This window comes from Ciceribacter azotifigens (assembly GCF_048159625.1).
GTDB lineage: Bacteria > Pseudomonadota > Alphaproteobacteria > Rhizobiales > Rhizobiaceae > Allorhizobium > Allorhizobium azotifigens.
Genome location: NZ_JBLQTA010000004.1, coordinates 369,319 through 384,085, shown reverse-complemented (window position 1 = coordinate 384,085; position 14,767 = coordinate 369,319). Strand labels below are relative to the sequence as shown.

13 protein-coding genes are annotated in these 14,767 nt (G+C 64.6%); 9 read left to right on the top strand and 4 right to left on the bottom strand.

Annotated elements, in window-relative coordinates; all coding sequences use genetic code 11:
• Positions 1-13 precede the first annotated feature (13 nt).
• The 4 genes from cls (at position 14) to ACM6UT_RS09150 (ending at position 6,313) form a co-directional block, all read left to right on the top strand.
• On the top strand, positions 14-1,462 hold the full coding sequence (gene cls, locus ACM6UT_RS09165; protein ID WP_416797035.1) for a cardiolipin synthase: 1,449 nt from the start codon (positions 14-16) through the stop codon (positions 1,460-1,462).
• 39 nt (positions 1,463-1,501) lie between these two features.
• Positions 1,502-2,317, top strand: a complete 816-nt coding sequence (locus ACM6UT_RS09160) for an endonuclease/exonuclease/phosphatase family protein (RefSeq protein ID WP_416797034.1) — start codon at positions 1,502-1,504, stop codon at positions 2,315-2,317.
• Positions 2,318-2,383: 66 nt separating this feature from the next.
• Entirely contained in the window at positions 2,384-4,537 is a 2,154-nt protein-coding gene (ligA, locus tag ACM6UT_RS09155) for an NAD-dependent DNA ligase LigA (protein ID WP_416797033.1), read from the top strand.
• A 114-nt stretch (positions 4,538-4,651) separates the two neighbouring features.
• The gene (locus ACM6UT_RS09150) at positions 4,652-6,313 is read left to right on the top strand and encodes a U32 family peptidase (protein ID WP_416797032.1); all 1,662 of its coding nucleotides are present in this window, start codon (positions 4,652-4,654) and stop codon (positions 6,311-6,313) included.
• A gap of 270 nt (positions 6,314-6,583) precedes the next feature.
• Here ACM6UT_RS09150 and ACM6UT_RS09145 read toward each other — a convergent pair whose 3' ends face one another.
• Positions 6,584-8,650: a DEAD/DEAH box helicase gene (locus ACM6UT_RS09145; protein WP_416797031.1), complete on the bottom strand. Its 2,067-nt coding sequence runs from the start codon at positions 8,648-8,650 to the stop codon at positions 6,584-6,586.
• A gap of 77 nt (positions 8,651-8,727) precedes the next feature.
• The gene (locus ACM6UT_RS09140) at positions 8,728-9,369 is read right to left on the bottom strand and encodes a GNAT family N-acetyltransferase (protein WP_416797030.1); all 642 of its coding nucleotides are present in this window, start codon (positions 9,367-9,369) and stop codon (positions 8,728-8,730) included.
• Positions 9,370-9,629: 260 nt separating this feature from the next.
• Between ACM6UT_RS09140 and ACM6UT_RS09135 the strand changes: the two genes are divergently transcribed.
• Together ACM6UT_RS09135 and ACM6UT_RS09130 are read left to right on the top strand one after the other, a co-directional pair.
• The gene (locus ACM6UT_RS09135; RefSeq protein ID WP_416797029.1) at positions 9,630-10,268 is read left to right on the top strand and encodes a 3'-5' exonuclease; all 639 of its coding nucleotides are present in this window, start codon (positions 9,630-9,632) and stop codon (positions 10,266-10,268) included.
• A gap of 89 nt (positions 10,269-10,357) precedes the next feature.
• Positions 10,358-10,846, top strand: a complete 489-nt coding sequence (locus ACM6UT_RS09130; protein WP_416797028.1) for a CreA family protein — start codon at positions 10,358-10,360, stop codon at positions 10,844-10,846.
• Positions 10,847-11,196: 350 nt separating this feature from the next.
• Here the strand turns inward: ACM6UT_RS09130 and ACM6UT_RS09125 are convergent, their stop codons facing one another.
• Together ACM6UT_RS09125 and ACM6UT_RS09120 are read right to left on the bottom strand one after the other, a co-directional pair.
• On the bottom strand, positions 11,197-11,661 hold the full coding sequence (locus ACM6UT_RS09125) for a chemotaxis protein CheW (protein WP_112688099.1): 465 nt from the start codon (positions 11,659-11,661) through the stop codon (positions 11,197-11,199).
• 258 nt (positions 11,662-11,919) lie between these two features.
• The gene (locus tag ACM6UT_RS09120; protein WP_416797027.1) at positions 11,920-12,708 is read right to left on the bottom strand and encodes a DUF2189 domain-containing protein; all 789 of its coding nucleotides are present in this window, start codon (positions 12,706-12,708) and stop codon (positions 11,920-11,922) included.
• A 136-nt stretch (positions 12,709-12,844) separates the two neighbouring features.
• Here ACM6UT_RS09120 and ACM6UT_RS09115 point away from each other — a divergent pair, with 136 nt between their 5' ends.
• The 3 genes from ACM6UT_RS09115 to ACM6UT_RS09105 all read left to right on the top strand — a co-directional run bounded on the left by ACM6UT_RS09115 (position 12,845) and on the right by ACM6UT_RS09105 (position 14,743).
• Positions 12,845-13,003 carry a hypothetical protein gene (locus ACM6UT_RS09115; RefSeq protein ID WP_416797026.1) on the top strand — a complete coding sequence of 53 codons (159 nt, stop codon included), beginning with the start codon at positions 12,845-12,847 and terminating at the stop codon, positions 13,001-13,003.
• Between the two features lie 142 nt (positions 13,004-13,145).
• Complete coding sequence (locus ACM6UT_RS09110) at positions 13,146-13,745, top strand: SCO family protein (RefSeq protein ID WP_416797025.1); 600 nt, start codon at positions 13,146-13,148, stop codon at positions 13,743-13,745.
• Between the two features lie 122 nt (positions 13,746-13,867).
• Entirely contained in the window at positions 13,868-14,743 is an 876-nt protein-coding gene (locus ACM6UT_RS09105) for a 50S ribosomal protein L11 methyltransferase (protein WP_416797024.1), read from the top strand.
• The last annotated feature ends 24 nt before the right edge of the window (positions 14,744-14,767 follow it).

The following is a 14,767-nucleotide window of genomic DNA, read 5'->3' as shown; positions in this document are numbered from 1 at the left end:
TCCCTCCGCTTCGATGTTCGAAACGCTGCAAAGCTACTGGCCGGAGGTCCTTGCCGTCCTGTCGATCGGGATGGGCACGATCGCGGCCGTTCACGCAGCGATGACGAAGCGCGAGGTGCGTTCTGCGATCGGCTGGGTCGGCATCATCATCCTGTCCCCGATCGTCGGCGCGCTCGTCTATGCCCTCGTGGGCGTCAACCGCATGCGCCGGAAATCCATCCTCCAGCGGCGGCCCCACCGTCACGAGGCCCTCCGGCGTGTCCTGTCGCAGTTCCACCTGCCGGCCGGTGAGGTCGAACGGCAGTTCGGCCGGCCAATGGCCGCATTGAAGGTTCTCGGCGACCGGGTGACCGGCAATTCGCTGTCATCCGGGAACAGTCTTTCGATCCTTTGCTCCGGCGACGAGACCTATGATGCCATGGCTGCGGCGATCGAGGGCGCGCGGCGCTCGATCCTCGTCGAAACCTACATCTTCGATCGCGACACGGCGGGGCTCAGGATGGCCGACTGCCTGATCGCGGCGCACAGGCGCGGCGTCGAGGTTCGGGTTCTTGTCGATGCGGTCGGCGCCCGCTACAGCACGCCGAGCATCCTGAGCTACCTGAAGGACGCCGGTGTTGCGGCCGCCGCCTTCAACGGCAAGGTCATCCTCGGGCTCCGCCTGCCTTACGCCAATCTTCGCACGCACCGGAAGATCATGGTGGTCGACGGCGCCGTCGCCTTCGCCGGCGGCATGAACATCCGCGAGGGGTTCATGGGCAAGGACGGCGCCCGCGACACGCATTTCCGGCTGACCGGACCGGTGGTCGCCGACCTGCTCGCCGTGGCGGCGGAGGACTGGGCCTTCGAGACGGGGGAAGAACTGAAGAGCGATGCCTGGACGCTCTCGGTGGGCGAGGCAGCTCCGGGAGCGCCGTCCTTCGTCCGGGTGATCGCCTCCGGCCCCGACACGAATCTCGAATGCAATCACAAGGTGCTGATGGGCGCGTTTTCGGTCGCCGAGCGCTCGATCCGAATCGTCTCGCCGTACTTCCTTCCCGACAACATCCTGCTCGGGGCGCTGGCGACCGCGGCAAGGCGCGGGGTGGCCGTCGACATCATCGTTCCCTCGCAGAACAATCTCGCCATCGTCAGCCACGCGATGATGGCTCAGTTCGACCAGATCCTGAAGGACGGTTGCCGCATCTGGAGTGCAAAGGGTCCGTTCGACCATTCCAAGCTGATGACCATCGACGGGCAATGGAGCTTCATCGGGTCGTCAAACCTCGATTCCCGTTCGCTGCGGCTCAATTTCGAGGTCGACCTCGAAGTCTATGATCCGCATTTCGCCGAACGCATCGACGCGAGGATCGCCGCCGCGCGGGAGAGCGCGGAGGAGATCACGCTCGAGGCGCTTCGCCACCGACCTTTCATTCTCAGGCTTTTCGACCGTGTTCTCTGGCTCGGTTCGCCCTATCTTTGAGGAAGGTCGATGTTTGTCTTGGGAAAGAACGGTTCAGGCATGAGAAGAAAGACCGGGAACATCGCGCGGACGATGATCACCTCGATCCGGAACCGGCACGACCGGCCGGCGGCGCATACGCCGCATCAGCGCTCCGAGGAGAGCATGGTCGTCGCCTCCTACAATGTCCACAAATGCGTCGGCACCGATGGAAGGTTCGATCCCGAACGGGTGATGGAAGTGATCCGCGAGATGGATCCGGACGTGATCGCGCTGCAGGAGGCGGACGAGCGTTTCGGTGAAAGGTCCGGGCTCCTCGATCTGCCGCGGCTCAGGCTGGAGATGGGGCTCACCCACATCCCGGTCCTGCACAAGCCGAAGTCCCACGGCTGGCGTGGCAACGTGCTGCTCTTCAAGGAAGGGGCGGTCAAGGACGTCCACCAGGTCGCGTTGCCGGGGCTCGAGCCGCGCGGCGCCGTCGTGGCCGAGATCGACCTTCGTCGCGGGCTCGGGCTTCGCGTCATCGCCGCCCATCTCGGACTGCTGCGCTGGGCGCGGCGCCAGCAGGCCGACGTGATCGTCGACATCATGACGGAGCGGGAGGAAAAGCCGACGGTGCTGATGGGCGATTTCAACGAGTGGCGGCTCGGCGAGGGCTCCTCGCTCATACGGTTCGAGCGGGCGTTCGGACCGCTCCCGCCGCCGGTGCCGAGCTATCCGGCGCGTCTGCCGGTGCTTGCCCTCGACCGGATCATGGCCAACCGGTCCGGCTTGGTCGCCGACATCAGCGTGCACGACTCGCCGCTTGCCCGCGAGGCGTCCGACCACCTGCCGATCACCGCCCGGATCGACATTTCGAAAGCGGTCGTCGACTGAGCGGAGACGTCTTTTCATTCGCGAGAATTCGGCTAATACCGGCAGGTCCCATTCTGGAGAGCGGCGATGGCGAATGACACGATTGCAGTCGAGGATCTGACCGAGGAGCAGGCGGCCGCCGAGCTCGCGCGGCTCGCAAAGGAGATCGCCCACCACGACGCGCTCTATCACGGCAAGGACCAGCCGGAGATTTCCGACGCCGACTACGATGCCCTGAAGCTGCGCAACGACGCGATCGAGGCGCGGTTCCCCGCGCTCGTCCGCGAAGACAGCCCGTCGCGGCGTGTCGGGGCGGCGCCCGCCGGCGCCTTCGCGCAGGTCGTCCATGCCCGGCCGATGCTGTCGCTCGACAACGTGTTCACCGACGAGGACGTCGCCGACTTCGTAGCCTCGGTCTACCGATTCCTCGGCCGTCTGCCGGACAATTCGATCGCCTTTACCGCCGAGCCGAAGATCGACGGCCTCTCGATGTCGATCCGCTACGAGAACCGCCGTCTGGTGACGGCGGCGACCCGTGGCGACGGCACGACGGGCGAGAACGTCACGGCGAACATCCTGACCATCCGCGAGATCCCGCGCGAGTTGCCGGCCGGTGCGCCGGACGTCGTCGAGGTTCGCGGCGAGGTCTACATGGCGAAGAGCGACTTCTTCGCGCTCAACGCGCAGATGGAGGCCGAAGGCAAGCAGACCTACGTCAATCCGCGCAACACCGCGTCCGGTTCACTGCGGCAACTCGACCCCAAGGTGACGGCAAGCCGCAAGCTGAAGTTTTTCGCCTATGCCTGGGGTGAGATGACCAACATGCCGGCGGAGACCCAGATGGGGATCGTCGAGACGTTCCGCGAATGGGGTTTTCCGGTCAACCCGCTGATGAAGCGCCTGCATTCGATCGAGGAGGTCCTCGCGCACTACCGGGAAATCGGCCTCATGCGCGCCGACCTCGACTACGACATCGACGGCGTCGTCTACAAGGTCGACCGCCTAGACCTGCAGGAGCGGCTCGGTTTCCGCTCGCGCTCGCCGCGCTGGGCGACCGCGCACAAATTTCCGGCCGAGCAGGCGCTGACGCGGCTTCTCGGCATCGACATCCAGGTCGGGCGCACCGGTGCGCTGACACCGGTCGCGCGGCTGGAGCCGATCACCGTCGGCGGCGTGGTCGTCACCAATGCCACGCTTCACAACGAGGATTACATCAAGGGAATCGGCAATTCCGGCGAACCGATCCGCGAAGGCCGCGACATCCGCATCGGCGACACGGTGATCGTACAGCGGGCGGGCGACGTCATCCCGCAGATCGTTGACGTGGTGCTCGACCAGCGGCCGGACGACGCGGTGCCTTACGAGTTTCCGCAAACCTGCCCTGTCTGCGGTAGCCATGCCGTGCGCGAGGTCAACGAGAAGACCGGCCGGATGGATTCCGTCCGCCGCTGCACCGGCGGCTTCGTCTGCAGCGCGCAGGCAAAGGAGCATCTGAAGCACTTCGTTTCCCGCAACGCCTTCGACATCGAGGGGCTCGGCACCAAGCAGGTCGATTTCTTCTTCGATTGCGGCGATCCGTCGCTGGAGATCAAGACCGCGCCGGACATCTTCACGCTGGAGCGGCGGCAGCAGTCGGCGCTGAACAAGCTGGAGAACCGCGACGGCTGGGGGCGCACGAGCGTCACCAAGCTCTTCGAGGCGATCAACAGCCGGCGCGAGATCGCGCTCCACCGGCTGATCTTCGCGCTCGGCATCCGCCATGTCGGCGAGACGACGGCCAAGCTGCTCGCGCGCTCCTACGGCACCTACGAAGCGTTCCAGCGGGCGATGCAAGACGCGGCACCGATGCACGGCGACGCCTGGAACGAGCTCAATGCCGTCGAAGGCATCGGCGAGGTGGTCGCGACCTCGATCGTCGAATTCTTCAAGGAGCCGCGCAATATTGAGGTCGTCTCGCGTCTGCTCGACGAGGTGACGCCGCTTGCCGCCGAACTGCCGGTCGCAACCGGAAGCCCGGTCGCCGGCAAGACTGTCGTCTTCACCGGCTCGCTCGAAAAGTTCACCCGCGACGAGGCGAAGGCGAGGGCGGAAAGCCTCGGCGCCAAGGTGGCCGGTTCGGTGTCGAAGAAGACCGACTACGTCGTCGCGGGTCCGGGCGCCGGCTCGAAGCTCGATAAGGCACGCGAGCTCGGCGTCGCGGTGATGGACGAGGACGAGTGGCTGGCGCTGATCGGGGCGTAACGGACGCGGGTTTTCTGCGAACGGGTCGCGTCTTGCTGGCCCCGTGGCCGCTTCTGGTGTATAGGCCTGCCAGATTGCGCGCCTGGGGCGCGCCCGAGAAGGTTGATCCATCCGATGACAGCAATTGCCAGACGTTCCGAACTCCTGATGCCCGCCGGCTCGCTCGAGCGGTTGAAGGTGGCCGTGCTCTACGGAGCGGACGCCGTCTACATGGGCACGCCCGACATGTCGCTCCGGACCAAGTCGCAGCTTTCGCTCGACGACGTGAAGGAGGGGATCCGCTTCGCCCATGAGCATGGCGTTCGGGTCTACCTGACGCTGAACCTCTTCACCCACAACAAGGACGTGCCGAAGGTCGCCGACTACGTCGCGGTCTTGAAGGATGTGCAGCCCGACGGCGTCATCGTCGCCGATCCCGGCGTCTTCCATTACCTGCGCAAGCACGCGCCGGAGCTGAAGCTGCATGTCTCGACGCAGGCGAATGTCTGTTCGTGGCTGACGGTCGATGCATGGAAGGAGCAGGGTGCCGAACTCGTCGTGCTCGCCCGCGAGGTGACGTTCTCCGAGCTCACCGAGATCCGCGAGAAGTGCCCCGACGTGCGGCTCGAAACCTTCGTCCACGGCGCCATGTGCATGACCTATTCCGGGCGCTGCCTGCTTTCCAACTTCATGGCCGAGCGCGGGGCGAACCAGGGCAACTGCGCCAATTCCTGCCGCTGGCAGTACAAGGTGCATCTGCGTCTCCGCGACGGCACCATCAAGGAACTGGAAATCAACGAGCACAACGAGGGGCTCTTCGAATTCGTGCTGGAGGAGGGGGCTCGCCCCGGCGAGCTGATGCCGATCGAGGAGGATTCGCGCGGCTCCTATATCCTGAACTCCAAGGATATGTGCCTGATGCCGAAGCTCGACGACTACCTGAAGCTTGGCATCGACAGCCTGAAGGTCGAGGGCCGCAACAAATCGCCTTATTACGTCGCGACGGTGGCGCGCACCTATCGCCGCGCGATCGACGACTACTATGCCGATCCGCAGAACTGGTCGCCGGAACCCTATATGCGCGAACTCGAAACAGTCGGCAGCCGCGGCTTCACCATCGCCTTCCACGAGGGGCGGCTGCAGAACTACGCGCACAATTACGAAAACACCAAGACCTTCGGCACCTGGGAGTTCGCGGGCATCATCCAGGAGGTTCGCGAGGACGGCTTCGTCGTCTCTGTGAAGAACAAGCTTGAAGCTGGCGACGTGCTGGAACTCATCCCGCCGACGGCGACGGACGAGACCGTCTTCCTGCGGCTCTACGACTTCCGCCATGCCGATGCGCCGGACGTCGCGCTCGAGACGGTCAATGCCGGGCCGCAGCGGCCGATCCTCGTTCCGTTTTCCGCCTTCGACCGCGAGAAGGTCGAGGACCTGATCGCCAAGTTCCCGCCCTTCACCATCATCCGCAAGGAAGCGCCGCTTACCGAGGAAGAATGGCAGCGGCTGCGCGTCGACAAGGTGGCGCAGAAGATCGAGCTCGGCCAGACGGTCTACGAGGGCGCCTACCGCAACGGCGTTAAGAAGCTGCAGGAGGCGATCTCCGAGGACGTGATGGACAAGCGCTCCAAGACCTCGCGCAAGGGCGTCGAAGGCTGCTGCGGGCGCGGCTGCAACGGGTGCCTGATGTTCTGGAACGACCCGGAATACGCCAAGGCCCGCGAACTTCTGGCAAAGAAGAAGCACGGCGAGATGCTGGAGCGGGATATGCGGGAGGTCGCTCCGGCGGCGGAGTGAGAGTGGCTGCCCTTCACTTGGAATTTCTAACACTTAGCTTTCAGCTAAGGTGTTGAAATTCCATTCTGCCCCGCCGAGGGTAGTTCGACGGTGTCTGCAAGTGAGTGGCGCGCGATCCCTTAACGTCGTCTTCCACCGCGCAGCTCTGACGGCGACCGCTGTGGTCATGCCTAAGGGGCGATAGATGCAACTTCCGGCCGTGCAGGCTCACCGGTCGGGCGAGCGCTGCCGCGGTCGGAAGACGATAGCCGCGTGCAGCGTGGAATGCCGTCAGCCTTTCGGCTTACCGGGCTTGCCCTTCTTCGGGCCGCCGTTGCCGGCTCCGCCGAACTTGCCCTTCGGCTTTCCTGCGAAGTCCTTCTTGCCGGAAAAATCCTTCTTGCCGGCAAAGGCCTTTCCGTCGCCCTTCGGCCGGTCGCTCCGGCGATCATCGGAGGCCCTGTCACGGTCGGACCATTCGGGTCTCGCCTTCTTGGCGTAGGGCTTCTGGGCGGGACGGTCGCTGCGGTCATCGAAGCGTTTCGGCCGTGCCGGAGCATCCGCCCAGACCTCGGCATCCACCGCCGAGAGGTCGTCACGGCGCGGACGGCGACCGGTCTCCTCGGTCTTTTTGGCGTAGGGCCGCTTTTCGCCACGTGGCGCGAATTCCTCCCGTTCGCGCGGCGGCCGCGGGGCTCTCTCCTTCGGCGGTGCGGAGAAATCCGGCGTGCCGGGAAGCTGCCGGACGGTGATCCCGCGCTCCAGTGCGCCGCCCGGTCCGATCGCCTGCAGGAAGGTGTCGAGGCCGTCTTGCGCGATCTCGACGAAGGTTTCTTCCGGCTGCATCTTGATGGCGCCGATCTCGTTCTTGGTGATCTTGCCGTTGCGGCAGAGCATCGGGATCAGCCAGCGCGGCTCGGCATTCTGCCGCCGGCCGACCGAGAGCGAGAACCAGACGCTCGGGCCGAAATCGCCGCGCGGCTTCGTGGCGGCGCTCGACGGGTTGGCGTAGTCGGGCTCGCGGCGCTGCTTGCTCGCTTCGAGATTGACGGGAATGAGGTCTTCGGGAGCCGAACGGCCGGCACGATAGATGCGAAGGAAGGCGGCGGCGACCTTCTCCGCCCCGTGGGTCGCCAGAAGATCGGCGATCGTCGGCTGTTCGTCCTCGGCCACGGCTTCGGCGAAGGCCTGGTCGGCAAGAATGCGCTCGCCGTCGCGGGCGAGAACCTCGTCGGCAGAAGGCGGGTTCGCCCAGACCGGCGTGATCCGTGCGCCCTGCAGCAGGCGCTCGGCCTTGCGGCGCTGGTTGACCGGAACGATCAGCGCGGAGATGCCCTTGTTGCCGGCGCGGCCGGTGCGGCCGGAGCGATGGAGCAGCGTTTCGGAATTGGTCGGCAGGTCGGCGTGGATGACGAGTTCGAGGCCCGGCAGGTCGATGCCGCGGGCGGCAACATCGGTCGCGATACAGACGCGGGCGCGGCCGTCGCGCATCGCCTGCAGCGCGTGGGTGCGCTCGTTCTGGCTCAACTCACCGGAAAGGGCGACGACGGAGAAGCCGCGGTTATGGAGCCGTGCCGTCAGGTGGTTCACCGCTGCGCGGGTCGAGCAGAAGACGATGGTGTTGCGCGCCTCGTAATAGCGCAGCACGTTGATGATGGCGTTCTCGCGGTCGGCGGGAACGACGGCGAGCGCGCGATATTCGATGTCGACATGCTGCTTCTGCTCGGAGGTCGTGGCGATGCGGCGGGCATCGCGCTGGTAGCTGCGGGCGAGATCGGCGATCGAGCGCGGCACGGTCGCCGAAAACATCAGCGTCCGGCGGTCGTCCGGCGAGGCTTCGAGGATGAATTCGAGATCCTCGCGGAAGCCGAGATCCAGCATCTCGTCCGCCTCGTCGAGGACGACGGCGCGCAGCGCCGAAAGGTCGAGCGCGCCGCGGGTGAGATGGTCACGCAGGCGGCCCGGCGTGCCGACGACGATGTGGGCGCCGCGTTCGAGGGCCCGGCGTTCGTTGCGGATGTCCATGCCGCCGACGCAGGAGGCGATCGTGGCGCCGGTGAACTCGTAGAGCCATTCGAGTTCGCGCTTCACCTGCATGGCGAGCTCGCGCGTCGGGGCGATGGCGAGCGCCAGCGGCGCCCCGGCACGGCCGAAGCGGCTTTCGCCGGCAAGCAGCGTCGGCGCGAGTGCAAGCCCGAAGGCGACGGTCTTGCCGGAGCCGGTCTGGGCGGAGACGAGCGCGTCGCGGCCCTCGAGCTCGGGGTCGAGCATCGCCTGCTGCACGGGGGTGAGCGTCTCGTAGCCGCGCTTGCGCAAGGCCTCGGCGATCGCCGGAACGATGCCGTCAAAATCAGTCATGGAAATCGTCTTTCGAAATCAGGAGTGTCTGCGGTCCGATGCGCCGCGCCCGCCTCTTGCGGGTGTTTGGGCCGTTCCTACCCGTGTTGCCCGCGAAAGTCGAGGGGGAAGGGCGGAAAAGGCCGGATAAGGTGAAGGTGGGCGTCGTGAGGCGCGAACCGCCTCACGCTCCTCTCCGCCTGATCGGCACGGAGACGCGCCATGGTATGTGCGTCCATGTAGCGGCCAGCACGGTAAGCATAGTCCCTCAGGGTTCCTTCCACGCGAAAGCCGAAGTGTTCGTAAAGCCGAATAGCCGGCTGATTGTCCGTGTAGACCGTGAGTTCGAGGCGCCGGATGTTCAGCCATTCGTCGGCGATCCTGACGATCTCGCTGAGGAGCGCGCGTCCGATCCCCCGACGGATGTAGTTGTCATGTACGCCCATGCCGATCATGCCGACGTGTGACCTGCGGCCTTGAAAGCCATGCAGACCTATGTCTCCGACGATCCGGCCGTCCATTACGGCGACGAGGGCCGTGACGCCGGCACCCTGCGCTTCGATTGCGCGCCTGACGTCGTCGGCGCTCTGGTAGGGCAGGCGTAGCGTTCCGGACCGGTAACCCGGCATGTTGTGCAAGTCCGCTAAGCCCGCCACATCCGTCGCCGTCCTTGCGCGAATCTGCAGTCCGTCCGGCCAGTTCGTCGGTCGGGGACATGAACACGGATCTTGAAGGGACATTGCACTCTCCTTGGTTGACGGGGAGAGCGGGCATCTCGAACCCTACTCGCCTCGGTAGGGCTTCTGAGATGGTTCGTTCCTTATCGACGCGACCCGACCCAGACACCCTGATAAGGGGTGACTGCTACGAAGGTCATCACTGCGGTCTGTCGGATCGCGAACATGCTCTCAGAATGGAGGCTGCCGGCAGCCGGGTCAAGCTCGGACGCTCATGCGGAGCGGATCTTGCCCGAATCCCCGGTCCGCCCTATGGCTTGATCATGTCCAGCTATCCGTTCTCCGGCAAGACCATCGCCATCGACTTCGAGACCGCCAGCGAAGCACGCGCCAGCGCCTGTTCGATCGGGCTTGCCTGGATCGAGGACGGTGCCGTCGTGCGGGTCGAGGAGCGGCTGATCCGTCCGCCGGGCATGCGCTTTTCGTCGTTCAACATCGCGATCCACGGTATTCGTCCGGAAGACGTGGCCGATCAGCCGGAATTCCCCGACGTGATGGGGGAGTTCTTCGAAGACTTCCACGGCGCGGCGATGATCGCACACAACGCCTCCTTCGACTTTTCCGTCTTGCGGGCGAGCCTCGATTTCTACGGCCTCGCCTATCCGGAACTCTCCTACTACTGCAGCGTCAAGCTCGCCCAGCGCCACTGGCCGGACCTGCCGTCTCATCGGCTGAACAGCCTCGCCGATCATCTCGGCCTTTCCTTCGAGCATCACAATGCGGCTGAGGACGCGCGCGTCTGCGCGCTCGCAACGCTTGCCATGGCCGAGGAGGCCGGTGTCAGCGGGATCGGTGCGCTTGCCGAGCGCGCCGGTGTCAATCCGGGACGACTGCGCCGGGGTGGCTACGAGGCCTGTTCCTTTGCCAAACGGGCGCGGAAGATGCCTGTTCTTCAAGGGTAGAGACTGCGTCGCTTCGGTGGATGAGTGGCGCTTGTCGCGGGCGGGGCCCGACGCCACATAAGGTCCGAACACAGAACAGGAGCGAAGCCATGCCCTTCCGCAAGCCGATTTTCGCCGCAGCACTCATTCTCGCGGGCAGCATTCCCGCCGCCGCCGAGGTGGTCGGCAAGGTGGGGGTGGACTGGGTCGGCAATGATATCGTCATCGAGGCCGTCACCGATCCGCAGGTGAAGGGGGTCACCTGCCACGTCACCTATTTCGACCGCTCGATCATCGACCGGCTCTCGAAGGGCAACTGGTTCGAGGATCCGTCGAACAATTCGATCGCGTGCCGTCAGACCGGCCCGATCGAGATCGGCGACATCGATCTGTCCGAGGAGGGCGAGGAGGTGTTCCGCGAGGGCATGTCGCTCATCTGGAAGAAACTCGTCGTCAACCGCATCTACGACAAGGCGAACGACACGCTCATCTATCTCGTCCATTCCCGCCAGGTGGTGGAGGGATCGGCCAAAATGGCGATCTCGACCGTTCCGCTGTTCGACCAGCCGGTGACCTGGACGAACGGCAAGCCACGGTGAAACGGGATGCGGGCTATGGCCCGGCGTTCCAGAATGACCAAAAAAGGTCGGGTAGCCGTATCGAAAATGCGACAGGGCGCGATTTTCCACCTTCAGATGTGATGGGATTTGAGGCAGGATACAACCGATGTGTTGTGAAATCGGCGATCTACCCCATCACCGCATTTCACACGCATGTCTTGCCAATATTGCTCGGCCAAGGGCTCACGTCCGCGGTCGTTGAAAGACGAAGGCCCTGGGAACGATCCGTTTCCAGGGCCTTTTCCATTCCGGGGATGTTCATGCGGATGTGGCAATGCCGCAGGAGGCCGCCTCGCGGAGGCAGCCCGCGCATTGGTCTGGAGCGCCGGTCAGGCGGCCTGCGCGAGCTCGTCGGCGATGACGGTGTCGAGGTTCAGGAAGCAGACCATCGACTTTTCGAGTGCGACGATGCCGCGGCAGAAGGCGCGCTGGGCTTCCGGAATGATTTCGGGGGCCGGCTGCAGGTCTTCGGCGCGGATCGTCATCATGTCGGAAACCTGCTCGACGAGGAGTCCGACGAGCTTTCCGGCGATGTCGGTGACGATGATGGCGGCGCGCTCGGAGGGTTCCGTCATCTTCATGCCGAGACGGCAGGCCATGTCGATGACCGGGATGACGGCGCCGCGCAGGTTGATGAGGCCGAGGACGTAAGGCGGTGTGTGCGGCATCGGCGTCACCGGCGCCCAGCCGCGGATTTCGCGGATCGCCATGATGTCGATGCAGAATTCCTGATCGCCAAGGTGGAAGGATACGATTTCCAGATAGGCGCCTGACTGCTTGATTGCGTTCGTCATGTCTGAACTCTTCCCGGTTTGCCGGCGGCGCGGATCGGGTCCGGTCGGCGCGGCGGCATTGCGTCGTCCGCTGCGTCACGACGGAGCCGTGCCCCGCTTTCGCGTCGGTGGTGCATGATCACTGCGGAGTACCGAGGAGATGGATCGGCCATCCCGGCGGACGTGATGTCCAAACGATCCTTGCGGAATCATCTTCGCCCCGCGAGACTGGCAGAGATTCCTTAAACATCCGCTAATCCTGGGGGGCTCCGTGTCTCCTCAGTCGATGGCGACGACGCGCCGGTAGAGATGCCAGGTTGCGTGTCCGAGAACCGGCAGCACGACGAGCAGGCCGGCAAACAGCGGCACCATCGCCACGACGGCCGCGGCGGCGACAATGGCGCCGAAGCCCAGCATCGCCACGGGGTTCTCAGCGACGGTCCGCACGCTGGTGATCATCGCGGTGACGAAGTCGATGTCGCGGTCGAGCAGCAGCGGCATCGAGACGACCGTCACGCTGAAGAGCGCGGTCGCGATGACGGCCCCGACGATCGTGCCGACCGCCAGAAAGAGCAGGCCTTCCGGCGTCGTGGTCACCACCTCCAGGAAGACCGGGAGCGAGGCGGAAATCTTGAAGCCGAGGAAAAGCGCAAGTAGCAGGCGCACCTGGTAGATCCAGACCCAGAAGACGAAGAGCACCACGAAGGCCATCCAGGAGAGCTGGCGCTCCCGCTGCCGGAAGACCTCCGCCAGGATGCCGTGCCACGTGATCGGCAGACCCGATTCGTCGCGGCGGCTCACCTCGTAAAGCCCGACAGCGACGAAAGGCCCGATCAACGGAAAGCCGATGGCAACCGGGATGATCATCCAGGGCTGGTGGTAGAAGCTGAGCATGACGACGATGAAAAGGCCGCCGAGAGCATAGATGCCGCCGAAGAACAGGCCGAAAAGCGGGTGCCGGGCGAAATCCTTCCAGCCCTCCCGCAGCGCCATTTTCACATCTGCAAGGCCGACCGACCTGATGCGGATCTTGTGCGGCGTTGCGGCGCCGATTGCCTGTTCTCCCATGTGCCCCTCCCAAGACTTCCGGCAGATATTCCGGAAGGCAGGATTGCAGATCAGCGGCCTTTGTCCATCTTCTTCGCAAAGCGCGCGGGCAAGATTGGGACTTCTCCCGGGCGGCCGGAGGAGGTATGAAGACCGCATGGAACAGCAGGCGAGAAAATCTCCGGCATTTGCCCTCTGGGCCGCGCTTTTCGGCGCCGGCGCGATGGTGACGGGCGCCGTTTTCGCGGGTTGGTTGAACTATGGGTCGGCAATCGTGCTCGCCTATATGGAAAACGGGCTTCCCAACTGCTTCTGAAGCGGAGAGACAAATCCGCGCGCTTTTCCAAGATAACCGCCTCTTGAATTGCGCTGACCTCCGCCGGGTTGTATCAGCGGGACATGATGTGTGCCGGAGCGACTCCCTTGCATTCGGCCCGATAGAAACAGGACAGGGACAAATGAAGACGCTGCGGATCATTCTCTGGGGAGGCGTTCTCGTTTTCGCCGGGCTGCTCGGATGGCTGACCTTCCAGGTCACACAGTCGAAGGAGCAGATCGCGGAAGCGCCGTTCGGCGTGCCGTTCCAGCTCGTCGACCAGACCGGCAAGCCGATCACCGAACAGGCGTTCCGCGGCAAGCCGACGGCGCTCTTCTTCGGCTTCACCCATTGCCCGGAAATCTGCCCGACGACGCTCTTCGAGCTTAACGGATGGCTGGAGAAGGTCGATCCGGACGGCACCCGGCTGCAGGCCTATTTCGTCACCGTCGATCCGGAGCGCGATACGCCGGAACTGCTCAACAACTACATTTCCAACGTCACCAAGCGGGTGATCGGCATCGCCGGCCCGCCGGAGAAGGTGGCCGAGGTCATCAAGGGCTTCCGCGTCTACGCCAAGAAGATCCCGCTCGACGAGAAGGACCCGAACGGCGACTACACGATGGACCACACGGCGTCCGTCTTCCTGCTCGACGCAGAGGGCCGGTTCAAGGGCACCATTTCCTATGGCGAAAACCCGGACGTGGCGGTGCAGAAGCTCGAAAATCTCAAGAACGGCTGACGCCGCCGGCGGTGCTGCACGCATCTCCCAGGTTGCCAGCGGCGGCCCGGCGTTGTACCGGAGACGACGACAGAGGGCAGGGCCGGTGGTCCTGCCCGTTTCCATTACCAGGAAGGCCCGTCGTGAGTGAAATCCGTCTCTACGTAACCGTCACCGAAAAGGTGGCGAACGACATCCTCGAGTTGATGACCAGTTTCTTCGGCGAGGAGGATTACGCGATCGCGACCACCGAGATCGACGAGAAGAACGACGTCTGGGAAGCCTCGATCTATCTGATGGCGGACGAGGAGGCGGAGGTCCACGAACGCCTGCGAGAGATGCTCGCCGAAGATTTTTCGTCGCTCGAAATCGAGAGCGAAGTTATCCCCGACATCGACTGGATCGCCAAGTCGCTCGAAGGACTGACGCCGGTTCGCGCCGGACGCTTCCTCGTTCACGGCTCGCATGACCGCGACAAGGTCCAGGTCAACGACCTCGCCATCGAGATCGACGCCGGCCAGGCCTTCGGGACGGGCCATCACGGAACGACGGCGGGCTGCCTCGAAATGATTGCCGACGTCACGCGGGCGGAACGCCCCCGCAACGCGCTCGACCTCGGGACGGGAAGCGGCGTTCTGGCGATCGCTGTGCGCCGCCTTCTGCCGATCCCGGTGCTCGCGACCGACATCGATCCGATCGCGGTGCGTGTCGCCAAGGAAAACGCCCGTCGCAACGGCATTGTCTCAGGCATCGAGTTCCGGGTCGCGCCCGGCTTTCACTCGACGGCGTTCGGCAAATACGGTCCGTTCAACCTGATCATTGCCAACATTCTCGCGCGGCCGCTGATGAAGATGGCGCCGCAGCTGGTCGCCAACCTTTCGGGCGGCGGGTCGGTCATCCTGTCGGGGATTCTCGCAAGCCAGCGGTGGAAGGTGATCGCCGCCTATAACGGTGCCGGGCTGAAGCACGTCCGCACGATCTGGCGCAACGGCTGGGTGACGATCCACTTGCGCGGCTGATGTCGAGGCTTTGCTGCATCGCAG